Source organism: Nucisporomicrobium flavum (assembly GCF_016464385.1).
Lineage (GTDB): Bacteria > Actinomycetota > Actinomycetes > Mycobacteriales > Micromonosporaceae > Actinoplanes > Actinoplanes flavus_A.
The window spans coordinates 187,881-203,459 of the sequence record NZ_JADMLH010000013.1; the positions used below are offsets into that span (position 1 = coordinate 187,881).

15 protein-coding genes are annotated in these 15,579 nt (G+C 70.9%); 6 read left to right on the forward strand and 9 right to left on the reverse strand.

Features of this window, described 5'->3' with window-relative positions:
* The first annotated feature begins 62 nt into the window (after nucleotides 1–62).
* A complete protein-coding gene (locus IT780_RS28240; RefSeq protein WP_199514817.1) occupies nucleotides 63–1,490 on the forward strand; it encodes a hypothetical protein in 1,428 nt (475 codons plus the stop codon).
* Between the two features lie 76 nt (nucleotides 1,491–1,566).
* On the opposite strand, the gene IT780_RS28245 is transcribed toward IT780_RS28240, so the two are convergent.
* A complete protein-coding gene (locus IT780_RS28245; RefSeq protein ID WP_199514818.1) occupies nucleotides 1,567–1,803 on the reverse strand; it encodes a hypothetical protein in 237 nt (78 codons plus the stop codon).
* Between the two features lie 44 nt (nucleotides 1,804–1,847).
* Between IT780_RS28245 and IT780_RS28250 the strand changes: the two genes are divergently transcribed.
* Nucleotides 1,848–2,153 carry a hypothetical protein gene (locus IT780_RS28250; RefSeq protein ID WP_199514819.1) on the forward strand — a complete coding sequence of 102 codons (306 nt, stop codon included), beginning with the start codon at nucleotides 1,848–1,850 and terminating at the stop codon, nucleotides 2,151–2,153.
* A 75-nt stretch (nucleotides 2,154–2,228) separates the two neighbouring features.
* Here IT780_RS28250 and IT780_RS28255 read toward each other — a convergent pair whose 3' ends face one another.
* On the reverse strand, nucleotides 2,229–4,442 hold the full coding sequence (locus tag IT780_RS28255) for a M4 family metallopeptidase (RefSeq protein ID WP_233413630.1): 2,214 nt from the start codon (nucleotides 4,440–4,442) through the stop codon (nucleotides 2,229–2,231).
* Nucleotides 4,443–4,651: 209 nt separating this feature from the next.
* Between IT780_RS28255 and IT780_RS28260 the strand changes: the two genes are divergently transcribed.
* A complete protein-coding gene (locus tag IT780_RS28260) occupies nucleotides 4,652–4,936 on the forward strand; it encodes a hypothetical protein (RefSeq protein WP_233413631.1) in 285 nt (94 codons plus the stop codon).
* 2 nt (nucleotides 4,937–4,938) lie between these two features.
* On the opposite strand, the gene IT780_RS28265 is transcribed toward IT780_RS28260, so the two are convergent.
* The 3 genes from IT780_RS28265 to IT780_RS28275 are packed head-to-tail and all read right to left on the reverse strand — an operon-like array spanning nucleotide 4,939 to nucleotide 7,901.
* The gene (locus tag IT780_RS28265; RefSeq protein WP_199514822.1) at nucleotides 4,939–5,604 is read right to left on the reverse strand and encodes a VOC family protein; all 666 of its coding nucleotides are present in this window, start codon (nucleotides 5,602–5,604) and stop codon (nucleotides 4,939–4,941) included.
* A gap of 9 nt (nucleotides 5,605–5,613) precedes the next feature.
* Complete coding sequence (locus IT780_RS28270) at nucleotides 5,614–6,327, reverse strand: response regulator (protein ID WP_199514823.1); 714 nt, start codon at nucleotides 6,325–6,327, stop codon at nucleotides 5,614–5,616.
* Nucleotides 6,324–7,901, reverse strand: a complete 1,578-nt coding sequence (locus IT780_RS28275; protein WP_199514824.1) for a sensor histidine kinase — start codon at nucleotides 7,899–7,901, stop codon at nucleotides 6,324–6,326. The genes IT780_RS28270 and IT780_RS28275 overlap by 4 nt, the downstream gene beginning before the upstream one ends.
* Before the next feature lie 79 nt (nucleotides 7,902–7,980).
* On the opposite strand from IT780_RS28275, the gene IT780_RS28280 reads away from it, so the two are divergent.
* Nucleotides 7,981–9,342 (forward strand): cation:dicarboxylate symporter family transporter, encoded by a 1,362-nt coding sequence (locus tag IT780_RS28280; protein WP_199514825.1) that lies wholly within the window; start codon nucleotides 7,981–7,983, stop codon nucleotides 9,340–9,342.
* Nucleotides 9,343–9,540: 198 nt separating this feature from the next.
* Here IT780_RS28280 and IT780_RS28285 read toward each other — a convergent pair whose 3' ends face one another.
* From IT780_RS28285 to IT780_RS28300, 4 genes are all read right to left on the reverse strand, one after another.
* On the reverse strand, nucleotides 9,541–10,437 hold the full coding sequence (locus IT780_RS28285) for a carbohydrate ABC transporter permease (protein WP_199514826.1): 897 nt from the start codon (nucleotides 10,435–10,437) through the stop codon (nucleotides 9,541–9,543).
* A gap of 1 nt (nucleotide 10,438) precedes the next feature.
* On the reverse strand, nucleotides 10,439–11,359 hold the full coding sequence (locus IT780_RS28290) for a carbohydrate ABC transporter permease (RefSeq protein ID WP_199514827.1): 921 nt from the start codon (nucleotides 11,357–11,359) through the stop codon (nucleotides 10,439–10,441).
* The gene (locus IT780_RS28295; RefSeq protein ID WP_307831426.1) at nucleotides 11,356–12,678 is read right to left on the reverse strand and encodes an extracellular solute-binding protein; all 1,323 of its coding nucleotides are present in this window, start codon (nucleotides 12,676–12,678) and stop codon (nucleotides 11,356–11,358) included. Before IT780_RS28295 ends, IT780_RS28290 begins: the two co-directional genes overlap by 4 nt.
* A gap of 222 nt (nucleotides 12,679–12,900) precedes the next feature.
* Nucleotides 12,901–13,944: a LacI family DNA-binding transcriptional regulator gene (locus tag IT780_RS28300; protein ID WP_199514829.1), complete on the reverse strand. Its 1,044-nt coding sequence runs from the start codon at nucleotides 13,942–13,944 to the stop codon at nucleotides 12,901–12,903.
* Between the two features lie 183 nt (nucleotides 13,945–14,127).
* Between IT780_RS28300 and IT780_RS28305 the strand changes: the two genes are divergently transcribed.
* Both IT780_RS28305 and IT780_RS28310 read left to right on the forward strand, forming a co-directional pair.
* Nucleotides 14,128–14,265, forward strand: a complete 138-nt coding sequence (locus IT780_RS28305; protein ID WP_199514830.1) for a hypothetical protein — start codon at nucleotides 14,128–14,130, stop codon at nucleotides 14,263–14,265.
* An 18-nt stretch (nucleotides 14,266–14,283) separates the two neighbouring features.
* Complete coding sequence (locus tag IT780_RS28310; protein ID WP_199514831.1) at nucleotides 14,284–15,576, forward strand: SGNH/GDSL hydrolase family protein; 1,293 nt, start codon at nucleotides 14,284–14,286, stop codon at nucleotides 15,574–15,576.
* Nucleotides 15,577–15,579: the final 3 nt, after the last annotated feature.

Consider the following 15,579-nt stretch of genomic DNA (forward strand, 5'->3'; position numbering starts at 1 on the left):
CGCAATGATCCGCGCGGCCACGATGGAGTGAAGATGCCGCCTCTGGGTGCGGCGCAGCTACGATGGGTGACGGGCAGGCCGATCAAGCGGTGCAGCTGCTCGACGGGGTTTCGGTGTCCGCGAGCGCATTGCCCTCCCAGCTGAAGGCGTCGAAGGCAAATGCGCAGCCGGGCATCGCGTACACCAAGGAGCTCTCCGACACCTTCGATCTGGCGCCATCAGGAGCCCTGCCGGCCACGGCAAAGATCTCTCTGCCTCTGCGCGAGGTGGTCTCCGCTGGTACCGGCGTAGCGGTCGCGACGTCAGAGAGCCCGGATCAGTTCCGCAAGCAGTTCATCGACCCGTTCAGTGACGGCGCCTTCGCCGAAGCCGCCAAGCCCGCATGCAGCGACGAATCCAGTGCGCGCACGGACGGGTATGCGATCGGCTCCGACTCCGGCTCGACGGTCTACTGGTGTCTGGGCAAGTCGGACTCCGGTCGGATGGTGAAGGTGGTCAACAACCGCCGCTATCCCTTGCTGCTCAGCCGCGGCGGTCTCAGCGTCACCGGCCTCACCGGAGGCTCGTTCTGGCGCAGCCTGTCTTCGCATTCCTCCGGACAACCGGTGGTGATCGGACCCCGGGAGACGGCAACGCTCGCCGTCACCATGCCGCCGGGCGACCGGGCACAGCTCGTCACCGCTTACGACGGATTCGGCCAGTCATTGGTGGCTCTGTACACCGGGCTCAAGGCGCTGAGCGACATCCTTACCCGCTTCGGCAAGGGGGGCCCTCAGGCCGCCGAGATTCTGGGTGACGTCCTGCAGCTCAACGACTGCCTGGAGGCTCTCGGCAAAGGGCCGGCGGACCTCCTTGCCAAGTGCTTCTCGCCGGAGAGCCTGTACCGGGCACTTGGCGGCTGGGCCTTCCTGGTGATTCCCCTGATGGTGTTCGCCCCGGTGTTGGACTTCTTCCGCACTCAGTTCAATGTGATGGGCGATCAGCTCAACCATCGCGACCGTTACGCCATCACCATCAGCCATGCCGCCGCGGTGTCGGTGCCCGAACCTGCCCACAACACCGGCGGTGACCACGACGGTAAGTCAACCGACGGACCCGGCGTCGACGGCAAAGGCACGTCGACAATGCCGCCGCAGCCCGAGAACCCCGGGCCTGTTCGACCCGAGCCTGCCGCCGCGGCGCCCGCGATCTTCACCGTCATGAATACCAGCGAAGCTCCGCCCGACGGTGTGTGGTTCCGCAACAGTCCACAGACCAGCGACACCGACCGCATCACCGGACTCGGCGTCTACGTCAATGAACAGGTACGACTGGATTGCTACGCCTGGGGAGAGTCGGTCGGCGCCTACGAGAATCGGCTCTGGTGCAAGGTGACCAACCAATCGCGCACCAGCGTGGGCGGACGAACGAACGCCGGCTACCTCAACGCGCATTATGTCAACGACGGTAACCGAGCCGATATTGTCGCCGACGGCGTCCCTGCCTGCTGAGCGACTCCGCCGGCGAGAGGACCCGCGGCGATCCGCCGGCCACAAGCGCTGCGGTCATTGTTCGGCTCGAGCAGGGTCAGGGGGAGATCGGCGCGAACCCGGCCGCCTGGTAACCCTCGTCCTGCTCCCGCAGCCACTGCTCACCCGCCGCCCCGAAGGAGGCGATCGTGTCTTCCACGACCGTGCCGTCCCGCTCGACGATGCGGCGAATCTCGTCCGCGTCGCCGTCGCCGGCCCCGAGGTAGGCCATGATCATCACTCGTTCGTGGCCGCCGGTCGTCTCGCGCAGGTACACCCGTGTCGAGTTCGCCATGTCCCCCAGGATGGCAGGCCCGGTGCCGGTGTACGGTCGGTCGCATGCGTGTTCCCACTGCAGCGGTCACCGCGGGCTCCCTCATCGGCGGCTGGCAGCTCGCCCGCCGGACCGGCATCCGCCCGCTGGGCGGCGTGGTCCTGGCGGCGGGCGGTGTGCTGGCCGGCCGGGAGTGGGCCCGGCGGACCAGCCCGGCCGTGACCGCGGGGCTGGTCGCCACGTACGTCGGCGCGTTCGGGCTGTCGCACCCGCTCGCCAAGCGCATCGGCTCGTGGCCGTCCGTGCTCGCCGTCTCGGCCCTCACCGCCGCGGCGTCCTACGCGGCGGCCGACCGCAAGGCGGCCCGCTGAGCCGGCGCGAACGGCAAGGCGGCCGCAGAGCGCCGGCGGGTCCACGCTGACCGGCCGGCGCCCCACGGATCTCAGCTAGAGGGACAGCTTCCAGCTGTTGATGAACCCGGTGTCGATCGACGCCGCGTCCTGCACGCGCAGCGTCCAGGTGCCGTCGGCCGTCTCGCCGGAGAGGTTCACCGCGTACGTCTGATCGAGGTTGTCCGTGCTGCCGCCGGCCCGGTTGTGCAGGACGTAGGCGGTGCCGTCCGGCGCCACCAGGCTGACCACCAGGTCACCGATGTACGTGTGGACGACGTGCACCTCCACCGTGCTCGTCGCCGACGGCGTGACCGTGCAGCCGCTGATCGCGACCGTGCTGGTCACTGTGGTGTTGTCCGGGATGGCGACGTCCGTGTCGTTGCCGCCCGAGCAGCCGTCGGGGCTGCGTACGGTCAGCGTCAGCTGGGTCGAGTGGGCCACCGAGGGTGACGTGCCGGTCAGGGTGATCGGGTAGCTGCCGGTGCCCAGCCCGTCGGGCGTGCTGACGGTGACCGTGGCCGACTCGCCCGCGGTGATCTCGGCCGGGCTGAACGACACGGTCACGCCCGCCGGCACGCCCGTGGCGGTGAGCGCGATCGTCTCCGCGGTGCCGTTGGTGACCGTGCTGGCCAGCGTCGTCGTGACGGTCTCGCCGCGGTCGATCGTCGCCGTCGCCGGAGAGGTGGCGAGGGAGAAGTCGTCCCCGGTGGGGCAGTAGTCGCTGCCGGCCACGTTGACCGCGGTCCAGGCGGCCTGGACCGTCTTGTACTCCGTGCCGCAGAGGCCGTAGAGGTCCGCCGCCGCCGCGAGCGTGTGCGCCCGGGCGGTGTTGGCCGGCGTGGCCGTGCTGACGTACCGGGTGTTGGACACGAAGTAGGTGTCGAGCGCCCGGAACCAGATCTTCTCGGCCTTGTCGCGGCCGATGCCGACCACCGGGTCCGCCGAGCCGCACACCGGCGAGGTGCCGTACGCCGTGGCGCCGGTGCCCTCGGCCAGGTCGAAGAAGAAGTGATTGGCCACGCCGGAGGAGTAGTGCACGTCGACGTTGTTGGTGGACGAGGACCAGCAGCCGTGCGAGGTGCCGTCGAGGGCCGGGTTGTACATGTAGCGCAGCGGTGCGCCCGTACCCCGGATGTCGATCTTCTCGCCGATGTCGTAGTCGCCGGGGTCGCTCGTGCTGCCGGCGTAGAACTCGACCATGGAGCCGAAGATGTCGCTCGTGGCCTCGTTGAGCCCGCCGGACTCGCCGGAGTACGTCAGCCCGCCGGGGATCACGTTCTCGGTGACGCCGTGCGACATCTCGTGCCCGGCCACGTCGAGGGCGACCAGCGGCTTGGCGTTGCCCGCACCGTCGCCGTACGTCATCTGGGCGCCGTCCCAGAACGCGTTGACGTACGCGTTGCCGTAGTGCACCCGCGAGGGCACGCCGGCGCCGGTGCCGAAGATGCCGTTGCGCCCGTGCACCTCCTGGAAGTAGCGGAAGGTCGTGGCGGCGCCGAAGTGGGCGTCCACCGCGGCGGAGGCCCGGTCCGCGTTCGTCCCGGTGCCCCAGACGTTGTCCGCGTCGGTGAACGTCGTGCACGTCGAGGTGCCGTTGTTCAGGTCGCAGGTGCGGCCGTTGCCGTGGGCGGAGTCGACCAGGCTGAAGCCCGTACCCGACTCCGTGGTGTCGAGGTGGACGGAGCCCGAGTAGATGCTGTTGCCGGTGCCGTCGACGGTCTCGATCTCGTCGAACGAGCCGCGGACCGCGTTGGTCGACGCGTCCGTGACCACGTGCAGCCGGGACGGGGTCTGGCCGTCCTTGGCCCGGCCGGTGACGACGGTCTCCCAGGCCAGCGTGGGCGTACCCGCGCCGGCGTCGATGAACAGCTCCGGCGAGCCGACCGAGGTGATCTTCCCGGAGAAGGCCCGTTCGGCGGCGGCGCGGGCCCGGGGCGCGCCGACCTTCGGGGTCACGTTCAGCGTCAGCGGGGCCGCGAGCCCGTCGGAGCTGCCGGTGTAGTCGCCGCGGGCGTCGACCCGGACGGCGATGTCGCCGCCGTAGACGCGCAGGCCCCGGTGCGTACGCGTGTAGCGCACGACGCCGTCGCCCCGGGCGTCCTTCTTGCTGCTGTAGAGGGTGAACCGGTCCTGCGGCGAGCCGTCGACGGCGGCCCGGTGGTGCTCCAGGGCTGCGGTGGCCTGGGCCGGCAGCGAGGTGGACGGTGTGGGCGGTGGCGCGGCGGACGCACTCGTGGCGGTGACCGCTGCGCCGCTACCGGCCAGCATGGTGGTGCAGGCCAGTGCGAGAGCTCTTCTGGAAATGAGTTCCTCCCCGGATCCGGATGGCAATCCATCCATTGATCTCAATAGCTTGGCGGAGAGCTTGAAGGTTGAACAGCCATGAAGTGAAGAATTTACATGTCTGAATTGCCGGGCCGGCCGGCCCGCGCGCGGCGATCATGGAGGGTGGCCGGCGGAAGGGGCACGATGGCGCAGTGGAGACCACCGAGGACGGTCACTTCGTGGTGATCGAGGGCCGTCGCTGGCGCGCGACCGACCCCGCCATCCCCGAGGACGAGGCGGCACGGTTGCGCCGGGCGTTGATGGCGGCCCGCCGGGACGTCGGCGCGGCGTTACGGGCGGGGGAGGACACCGCGCCGGCCCGCGCCCGGGTGCAGGCGGCGAAGGTGGCCCTCGGCGAGCGCGGCACCCCGTGGTGGGAGCAAACCCTCGACCAGCGGCGCGAACGCTGGGAGCAGGGTCTGCGCGACCTGGCGTAGCGCTACCGCGTCAGCAGGCGGAACTCGTTGCCGTCGGGGTCGGTCATCGTCCCGGGGCCGGTGCGGGTCGCCCCGAGCGAGATCAGCCGGTCGGAGTCGGCAGCGGTGAGTTCGAGGATCAGCCGGTCGGCGCCCCGGCGCGGCATGTACGGCGGCCCGCCCCAGGTGATCTTCGGCCCGCCGCCCGGCGCCTGGATCGCGGTCTCCTCGTCCTGGTCCCACACCAGCGGCCAGCCCAGCGCCGCGGCCCAGAACCGGCCGACCTGCGGCGTACCGTCACAGGACAGCGCCCCGATGAACCCGCAGCCGGCGAGGAACTTGTTGCCCGGCTCGATCACGCAGAACTCGTTGCCTTCCGGGTCGGCGAGCACCACGTGCTCCTCCTCGGGCAGCTGGCCGACGTCGGTGTGCTGCCCGCCCAGCTCGAGCGCGCGGGCCACGGTCTCCCGCTGCTCCTCGAGCGACTCGCTCGTGAGATCGAAGTGTGCCCGGTTCTGAGCGATCTTCGGCTCGTCGCTGCGCACGAACCTGAGGCGGAAGCCGCCGTCGGCCGCCGGCGCCAGCGTGCCGTCGCCCTCGGCCTCCCGGCGCAGCAGGCCGGCCCAGAACCGCGCCAGCGCCGCCGGATCGTGCGCACGGAAACAGATCGCGTCCAGATCGCTGGTCATCCCGCGACCCTAGGCCGGTGGCGCGTCGCCCGCAGTCGATATATTCGCCGGGCGGTAGCCCACCTCCGGGCGGCCCGGGCCGCCGTACCGGGGGCTGCGCACCACCCGGCCGGCGTCGGCGAGGTGCTCCAGGTAGCGCCGGGCGGTGACCCGCGAGGCGCCGATCCGCGCAGCCACCTCCGCCGCCGACAGGCCCTCCGCGGCCGCCTCGCGCAGCGCGCCCAGCACCAGGTCCAGGGTCCGGGCGTCGAGCCCCTTCGGCAGGGTGTCCGGCGGGGCGCCGCGCAGGGTGGCGAAGACCCGGTCGATCTCGTGCTGCGCGGACACCTCGGCCGCCGCGCGGAGCTGGCTGCGGTAGCGGGCGTACCGGTCGAGCTTGTCGCGGAAGGCCGCGAACGTGAAGGGCTTCAGCAGGTAGTGGGTGACGCCCAGGGCGACCGCCTGGCGGACCATCGCGATGTCCCGCGCCGAGGTCACCGCGAGCACGTCCGTGCCGCTGCCCGCCGCGCGCAGCGCCCGGGCGATCTCCAGGCCGTGCTTGTCCGGCAGGTTCAGGTCCAGTAGGACCAGGTCGACCGGGCCGGCCCGCAGCGCCGCCATCGCGTCGCGGGCCGTGTGCGCCACGCCGGTCACCGCGAAACCCTCGACCTTCTCCGTGTACGCGCGGTGCGCCTCGGCGATCAACGGCTCGTCGTCGACCACCAGCACCCGGATGACGCTCATGACGGCACCGGCAGCCGGACGGTCAGCACCGCCCCGCCCGCCTCGGCGTCGGTCGTGATCGCGTACGTGCCGCCGTACCGCTCGGCGACCTGCCGGACCAGCGACAGGCCGATGCCACGCCCCTGGCCCGGCTTGGTGGACCAGCCGCGGCGGAAGGCCGCGGCGGCCTGGTCCGGGGTGAGGCCCGGACCGGTGTCGCGTACCCGGATCAGCACCCCGGTGCCGTCCTGGCGGACGAGGACGCGGACCCTGCGGGGCGGTTCGGTGCCGGCCACCGCCTCGAGCGCGTTGTCGACCAGGTTGCCGACCACGGTCAGCAGGTCCCGGGCGGGTACCGGCTCACCGTCCACCCGGGAGTCCTCGTCCACGATCAGCTCCACGCCGCGCTCGCCGGCCTGGGCGGACTTGCCGAGCAGGAGGGCCGCCAGGGCCGGTTCCTCCACGGCGGCCACCACCCGGTCGGTGAGCTGCTGGGCGGCGGCGAGCTCGTCGGTGGCGAGCCGGATCGCCTCGTCGGCGCGGCCCAGCTCGACCAGCGTCAGGACGGTGTGCAGCCGGTTGGCGGCCTCGTGCGCCTGGGCCTGCAGCGCCTGGGTGAGGCCCCGCACCGAGTCCAGCTCGCCGGTGAGCTCGCGCAGCTCGGTGTGGTCCCGCAGGGTCAGCACCGTGCCCAGCGTGCGGCCCTCGAAGCGGGTCTCGCGCTGGCTGGCCACCAGCACCCGGTCCCCGGCCAGCACCGGCTCGTCCGAGGTGGGCCGCCGCGACGCGATCAGCTCGGCGGCACCCGGCGGCAGGCCGAGCGCGGCCGCCGGGCCCTCGGCCGGTGCGTCGCCGCTCAGCCCGAGCAGCCGCCGGGCCTCGTCGTTGACCAGGGCCACGGTGCCGTCGCGGTCCACCACCACCAGGCCCTCGCGGACGGAGTGCAGCACCGCGTCGTAGTACTCGTACATGCGGGTCATCTCGGCCGGGCCGAGCCCGTGGGTCTGCCGCCGCAGCCGGCGGCTCAGCAGCCAGGAGCCCGCGGCGGCGAGCAGCAGGGCGATGCCGGTCGCGGCGGCCACCATCGGCAGCTGCCGCAGCAGCGTGCGGTTGATGGCCTCGGTGGTGATGCCGACCGCGACCAGCCCGATGATCGCGCCGTCCTCGCCGCGCACCGGGACGACCGTGCGCCAGGAGTCACCCAGGCTGCCGCGGTACTCCTCGACGACGCTGCCGCCGGCGAGCGCCCCGGCCACCGACCCGGCGAAGCGCTGACCGATGAGCGCCGGGGTGGGGTGGGTGTAGCGGGTCCGGTCGGGGGCCATCACCACGATGAAGTCCGTGTGGGTGGCCAGGCGGGTGGACTCCGCGTACGGCTGCAGCGCCCCGACCGGGTCGGGCGAGCGCAACGCGTCCGCCACGGCGGGGGAGCGGGCGATCGCCTCGGCCAGCGCGGTCACCTTCTCGATCGCGGCGCTGCGCGCGTCGCGGCGGGCGAGCAGCACGGCGCCCGCGGTCGCGCTGCCGACGAGCAGCGTCACCACCAGCACCTGCAGCGCGAACAGCTGCCCCGCGATGCTCCAGCGTCGTCTCATGGGCTCCTGCCAGTGAGGGGCATGAACAGAATGAACGTAATGGTGCCCCGAAGGTGAGACGCGGGCCACAGTCTGCGGCATGGACACCCAGATCGCCCCGCGGGCCAGGCGGGACCGCACCCACTACCTCTATCTGGCGGTGATCGCCGCCGTCCTGCTCGGCATCGCCGTCGGTCTCCTCTTCCCGGACGTCGCCGTCGAGCTCAAACCGATCGGCACCGGCTTCGTCAACCTCATCAAGATGATGATCAGCCCGGTCATCTTCTGCACGATCGTGCTCGGCGTGGGCTCGGTCCGCCAGGCCGCCAAGGTCGGCCGGGTCGGCGGGCTCGCGCTCGGCTACTTCCTCGTCATGTCCACGGTGGCGCTGGCGATCGGCCTGGTCGTCGGCAACCTCATCCACCCCGGTTCCGGGCTGCACCTGGACGCGGCCGCCGCCGCGCAGGGACAGAAGGCCGTCGGCGACACCCCGGCGGAGGGTACGGCCGGCTTCCTGCTCGGCATCATCCCCACCTCGCTGCTGTCGGCGCTCACCGACGGCGAGGTGCTGCAGACCCTGCTGGTGGCCCTGCTCGTCGGCTTCGCCCTGCAGTCCATGGGTACGCGTGGCGAGCCGGTGCTCCGCGCGATCGGTACGATCCAGCGCCTGGTCTTCAAGATCCTGGCGATGATCATGTGGCTGGCGCCGATCGGGGCGTTCGGCGCGATGGCCGCGGTGGTCGGCGCGACCGGCGTCGACGCGCTGAAGAGCCTGGCGCAGATCATGCTCGGCTTCTACGCCACCTGCGCGATCTTCGTCTTCGTGGTGCTCGGGGCGCTGCTGTGGGCGGTCGCCCGGATCAACATCCTCAGCCTGCTGCGCTATCTGGGCCGCGAGTTCCTGCTGATCGTGTCGACCTCGTCGTCGGAGTCGGCGCTGCCGCGGCTGATCGCGAAGATGCAGCACGCCGGCGTCAGCAAGCCGGTCGTCGGCATCACCGTGCCGACCGGCTACTCGTTCAACCTGGACGGGACGGCGATCTACCTGACGATGGCGTCCCTGTTCATCGCCCAGGCGATGGGCGACCCGCTGTCGGTGGGGGAGCAGGTGTCGCTGCTGCTGTTCATGATCGTGGCGTCGAAGGGCGCGGCGGGCGTGACCGGCGCGGGCCTGGCGACGCTCGCGGGCGGCCTGCAGAGCCACCGCCCGGAGCTGCTCGACGGCGTCGGCCTGATCGTGGGCATCGACCGCTTCATGTCCGAGGCGCGGGCGCTGACGAACTTCGCCGGCAACGCGGTCGCGACGGTGCTGATCGGCACCTGGACGAAGGAGTTCGACCGCGAGCGGGCCCTTGCGGTGCTGGCCGGCGAGGACCCGTTCGACGAGGCCACCATGCTGGACGAGCACGAGGAAGCCGATGGGCCGGCCCCCGTGGACCGGCCCGTCGGCGCGAACGCCTGAGAAAGCGTCGCGGGGCGGGGGCCCCCCCCCCCCCCCCCCCCCCCGGGGCCCCGCCCCCCCCCGGGCCCCCCCCCCCCCCCCCCCCCCCGGGGGGGCCCCCCCCCCCCCCCCCCGCCCCGCGACTTCGGTCCCGGTCCGCCCCGGGTACCGCCACCCCTCCGCGCCCACCCGATTGCCCCAGGTGCGGTGGGGTGGTCCTTATTTGCCGAAGCCCGCCGTCAGACCGCTGAGGAGCTGCCGGCGGCCGACCGCGTACATCACGAGGATCGGCAGCGTGGTCAGCACCACGGAGGCGAGGATCGCCGGGAAGTTGGTGCCGTACTGTCCCTGGAAGTTCCACAGCGCCAGGGGAAGCGGCCGGTTGTCCGGGCTCTGGATGAGCACCAGCGGCAGCAGGAACCCGTTCCAGATGGTCAGGCCGTGGTAGATGGTCACGGTGACCAGCGCCGGACGGGTGAGCGGGAACGCCAGGTGCAGCAGCGTGCCCCACTCGGTGGCGCCGTCCATCCGCATCGACTCGAAGAGTTCCTTCGGCACGTCGCGGATGAAGTTGGTCAGCACCAGCACCGACAGCGGGATGGCGAACGCGATGGACGGCAGGATGATCGCGCCCAGCGTGTCGTACATCTTCAGCTTGATGATGATGAGGTACACCGGGATGATCACCGCTTGCAGCGGGATCGCCAGGCCCATCAGGAACAGCGAGTTGGTCCAGCGCAGGAAGCGCTTGCCGCTGCCGCGCACGATCGCGTACGCGGCCATGAACGAGATCGCCACGGCGGGCACGACCGCGCCGATCGTGATGATCACGCTGTTCATGAAGTACCGGACGAAGCCCGCCTCGAGCACCAGCCGGTAGTTCTCGAGCGTCGGGTCCTTCGCCGGCACCAGGGGGTTCTCGACGAAGTAGGTGCTCTGCGTCTTGAAGCTGGTGATGACGATCCAGTAGATCGGCACCAGCACGATCAGGAGCCACAGCCAGCCGAGCGTGCCGCCGATCCAGTTGCGGGCCATCCCGCGGCGCCCGCGGCGGCGCGGGGCTTCCTGCTGCTGCTGGGCGTCCGCGGTGCGGGCGCCGGTCGTCAGCGTCGTCATGTCAGGCCCCTTCCAGCTGGCTCTCGTCACCACGGCCGCCCAGTCGCCGCAGCCCGAGCGCGAGCCCGAGGCCGACCAGGACCAGGATCACCGCGATCACGCTCGCCGGGCCCATGAGACCGGCCATGAAGCCGCGCTGGTACATGTCCAGCGCCAGCGCCCGGGTCGCGTCGCCCGGTCCACCCGCGGTGAGCACGAAGATGAGGTCGAAGAACGTCAGCGAGCCGACGACCATCAGCGTCGATGACGTGATGATCGTGTACTTGAGCTGCGGCAGCGTGATGCTGAAGAACTGCCGCATCCGGCCCGCGCCGTCGATCTGCGCGGCCTCGTACATCGCCCGCGGGATCTGCCGGACGCCACCCTGATAGATCAGCGAGTGGAACGGGATGAACTGCCAGGAGACCACGAACACGACCACGCCCACGGCCAGCTTGCTCTCGCCCAGCCAGTCCTGGTTCAGGAACTCGATGCCCAGGCCCGAGCCGAGCCCGAAGTTCGGGTCCAGCAGCGCCTTGAACGTGATCGCCAGCGCGGCCGAGCTGAGCAGCAGCGGGATGAAGTACAGCACCGCCAGCCACTCGCGGTACCGCTCGTGGCCGGCCAGGAAGACGCCGATGAGCAGGCTCAGCGGCGTCTGGAACAGCCAGGACAACGCCATGATCAGGAACGTGACCCAGAGCGCGTGCGGCAGTCCGGGGTCGGAGAGCACCGACTGCCAGGCGTCGAGCCCGGCAGGCTTGATCTCGCCGATGCCGTCCCACTGGGCGAAGCTCAGTGCCAGCACGCCGACCAGCGGGACGACCCCGAAGATCAGGAACATGATGAGCGCCGGCACCGCCATCCAGGCGACGCCGCCGCTCCGCCCGCCGCTGGAGGTGGGCCGGTCCACCCGCAGCGGCGGCGGAGCAACAGTTGTCATTTGCCGATGGTCCCGTTCATGTTCGCGATGAACTGGTCGGGGCCGATCGACTTCTGGAAGAACTTCGCGATGTTGTCGAGCAGCGCCTCGGCGGCGGTCGGGCTCAGCGCCTGGTCCCAGGACTGCCCGAACGTCTTGGCCTTGCTGGCGATGCCGTAGACGAAGTTGAGGAACTCGGCGTCCTTGGACGCGCCCAGGGTCGCCTCGGTGCCGTTGACCACCGGGACGGCGCCGGAGTCCACCCACTCCTTCACTTCTTCGGTGGACAGCACGGCGTCCTTGAAGAACTTCTTCGCCGTCTCCTTCTGCTCCGCGGTGGCCTTGGAGGAGATGGAGTAGTACTGGCCGGGGTTGCCGACCGTGTTGGTCGGGTCGCCCTTGCCGCCGTCGACGCCCGGGAAGTTCATCCAGCCGAGCTTGCCGTCCTTGACGAACTTGCCGCCGTCGTTGGCCATGCTGCCGTACGTCCACGTGCCGTGCAGCATCATGGCGGCCTTGCCGCGGTAGAGCAGCGCCTGGTCGGCGTTGGAGTCGGCGGTGATGGAGGAGAAGCCCTTGACGAAGCCGTTGGCGTCGATGAGCTTGCGCAGCTCGGTCAGCGCCTCCTTCGCACCCGGGGCCGACCACGCGTTCGGCTTGCCCTCGAAGACGCCCTGGAACAGCTCGGGGCCGCCGATGCGGTCGAAGAGGAACTCCATCCACATCATGTTCGTCCACCGCGACTGCCCGCCGAGGGAGAACGGCGCGATGCCCTTGCCGTTGAACAGCGTCACCAGGTTCATGATGTCGCCCCAGCTCTGCGGGGGCTGGGCGCCGTTCTTCTCGAAGACCTCTTTGTTGTAGAAGAGGACGATCGGGGCGACGGTCTCGGCCGGCATCGCGTAGATCTTGCCGTTGATCGTGGCCGGGCCGAAGGAGGACGGGAAGAGCCGGTCCTTGATCGCGGCGTTCTGCCCGAACCAGTCGGTGAGGTCCTCGACCTGGCCGGCCTCGACGTAGCTCTTGAGGCCGCCGCCGCCCCAGCCCCAGATGACGGTGGGGGCCTGGCCGGCGCCGATGGCGGTCTTGATCTTCGTCTTGTACGCGTCGTTCTGGTACGCCGTACCGGTGATCTTGCTGTCCGGGTTCGCCTTGTTGAACCGGTCCACGGTGTTCTTGCGGATACCCTCACCGGGCTGGCCGGTCAGGTACCAGTAGGTCGCGGAACCTGAGCCGCCCCCGCTGGACGTGCCGGGCCCGGAACTGCCGCAGGCGGCCAGCGCCGACGCGGCGCCCGCCCCGGCGGCGAGATTGAGGAAGTTACGACGGGATAGCTCCACGGTTGTCTCCATACTCGTTAGCCGCTCTGACACGGCTTGCCGACCTGTACCGGAAGTTTCGAAAAGAGCTCGTAAGTTATCGAGAGATTTCGTTAACGTAGGGTTTCAGCAGTGGTGTGTCAAGGGTCTCAACGCCCTTCCTCCCGCAACATGAAAGACGACTCCAGTGCGGGTGGGATCGCTCCCACGGCCGGTCTCGACAAGGTCACGAACGGGTCTCTCCTAGGCGTCGGTCGACCCCCGAAACTTCCGGTACGGTGCGGTGCTGTCGCGCAAGATCAACTCGGTGGACAGTTCGACCCGGGGGGCCGACACGCGATCGCCCTGGGCGAGGCGCAACGCGGTCCGCGCGGCCAGCCCGCCCATCTCCGCGAGGGGCTGCCGGATGGTGGTCAGCGGCGGTGACGACCAGCGCGCCTCGGGCAGGTCGTCGAAGCCCATCACGCTGACGTCGTCCGGTACGCGCATCCCGCGCCGGCGCGCAGCCTCGTACACGCCGAGGGCCATCTGGTCGCTGGCGGCGAAAATTGCGGTGGGCGGGTCCGGGCGGGCGAGCAGCTCGGCGCCGCGGACGTACCCGGACTCGTGGTAGAAGTCGCCCTGCCGGATCAGGTCCTCGTCCACCCGCAGGCCGGCCGCCTCCATGCCGGCGCGGTACCCGTCGAACCGCGCCCGGCTGCACATCACGTGCCGCGGACCGGCGATGAAGCCGATCCGGCGGTGCCCCAGCTTCGCCAGGTGCTCGGTGGCGCTCAGCCCGCCGGCCCAGTTCGTCGCCCCGATGGTCGGCACGTCCGACTCGGAGTTGCCCACCGGGTCCACCACCACGACCGGGATGCCCAGCCGGGTCAGCTCGGTGGAGACCGTGGCGGTCAGCTCGGAGTTGACGAAGATGACCCCGGCCGACGAGCGGGCGCGCAGGTTCTGCAGCCATTGCCGGGTCGCCATGGGCCGCCGGTGCACGGCCGAGACGACCGTACCCACCCCTGAGGCGTGCGCCACGTCCTCCACCCCGCGGATGATCTCCACCGCCCAGGGGCTGTCGAGGTCGTTGAAGACGAGGTCGAGCAGCCCGGTGCGGCCGGTCTGCTGGCGCGAGTTGCGCCGCCGGTAGCCGTGTTGCTGCAGCAGCTGCTCGACCCGGGCCCGGGTCTGCGCGGAGACGTCGGAGTGCCCGTTGAGGACGCGGGAGACGGTGGGCACCGAGACGCCGGCGGCACGGGCGATGGTGGAGATCGTGACCCGCCGGTTGTCGTCCACGATCATGATCCGACTGCTGCCGTGGGGACCGCGGGGCGCGCGGCGGACACGAGGACCGGTAAAGGTTTGATCATCATTGATGTCCTCACGGGCTCGGCCCCGAAACTTTCGGGAGTTTCCGTTACGTGCCCGGAACATAGGCCAGCAATGCCGGAGTGGTCAACGGGTAACAATGTGGACCATTGACCGGTGGAATCGCTGATCAAGAAGGCCGATGGGCAGGTGGTTGGCGCTCTTGACCGGACTTGGATGGACGTCTATGTTGCGGGAAGTTGCCACCTCATTTCCGAAACTTCCGACCGCGACAGTCGGTCCGTTCCGGCGTGACCGAGGCCAGGAGACCCCATGCCCGCATCCCCGACCGGCGGTCGCGCCTCCCGCCGCACCGTCCTCGTGGCCGCCGCCGGCGCCGCCACCGTCGCCGCCGCGCCGCGGCCCGCGCTAGCGCATGACACCCCCGCAGCCGGCGGCTGGACCGCCAGCTGGGCCGCGGTGCCCACCACCATCCCGCCCGGTGCGCCGGCCGTGCTCGAGCGGCAGACCGTCCGGCACGTGGCGCACCTCAGCCTCGGCGGCGACCAGCTGCGGATCCGGCTCTCCAACGAGTTCGGGACCGCGCCGCTCATCGTCGGCGAGGTCCACGTCGCCCGCCGCCAAGGCGCCGGCGCGAGCACCGCCGCCGTCCCCGGCACCGACCGGCGCGTCACCTTCAGCGGTCACGCCTCGGCGACCGTGCCGGCCGGCGCGCCGCTGGTCAGCGACCCGGTGCCGCTGCGCGTCGAGGACGGGTCCGAGCTTCTCATCAGCATCTACTTCCCGCAGCGCACCCCGGTCACCACGCTGGCCGCGTTCTCGTACCAGGAGAACGTGATCGCCGCCGGCAACGTCACGGCGGCGCGTACGGTCACCGCGCAGTCCACGGTCACCCAGGACCTGTTCCTCACCGGGGTCAGCGTCCGCCGCCGCTCCGGCGCGATCGTGGCGCTCGGCGACTCCATCACCAACGGCGCCAACACCGAGACCAACGCCAACCACCGCTGGCCCGACCTGCTCGCCGCGAGGCTGCGCGCCGCGCGCGTCGACCGCGGCGTGGTCGACCTCGGCGTGTCGGGCAACCGGTTGCTGCACGACCCGAACCCCCCGGCCGGCAGCGACGCGGAGGCGTACGCGGCGTACTTCGGCCAGAGCGGGCTGCGCCGCTTCGACCGTGACGTGCTCGCCCAGCCCGGCGCCCAGTACCTGATCGTGCTGCTCGGCGTGAACGACCTCGGGCACCCGGGCACCACCGCGCCCGCCTCGGAGACCGTGTCGGCCGCGGACCTCATCGCCGGCCACCGCCAGCTCGTCGCCCGCGCGCACCAGGCGGGGCTGCGGGCGTACGCGGGCACGATCCTGCCCTTCTACGGCGACACGTTCGGCTTCTACACGCCGGAGAACGAGCGTAAGCGTCAGGAGCTCAACGCCTGGATCCGGCACGGCCACGAGTACGACGGCGTCATCGACTTCGACGCGGTGATGCGCGATCCCGCCCAGCCGCTGCGGCTGAACCCGGCGTACGACAGCGGCGACCACCTGCACCCCAACGACGCCGGCATGGCGGCCATGGCCGCGGCCGTGCCCCTGCGCTTCTTCCGTTAGGAC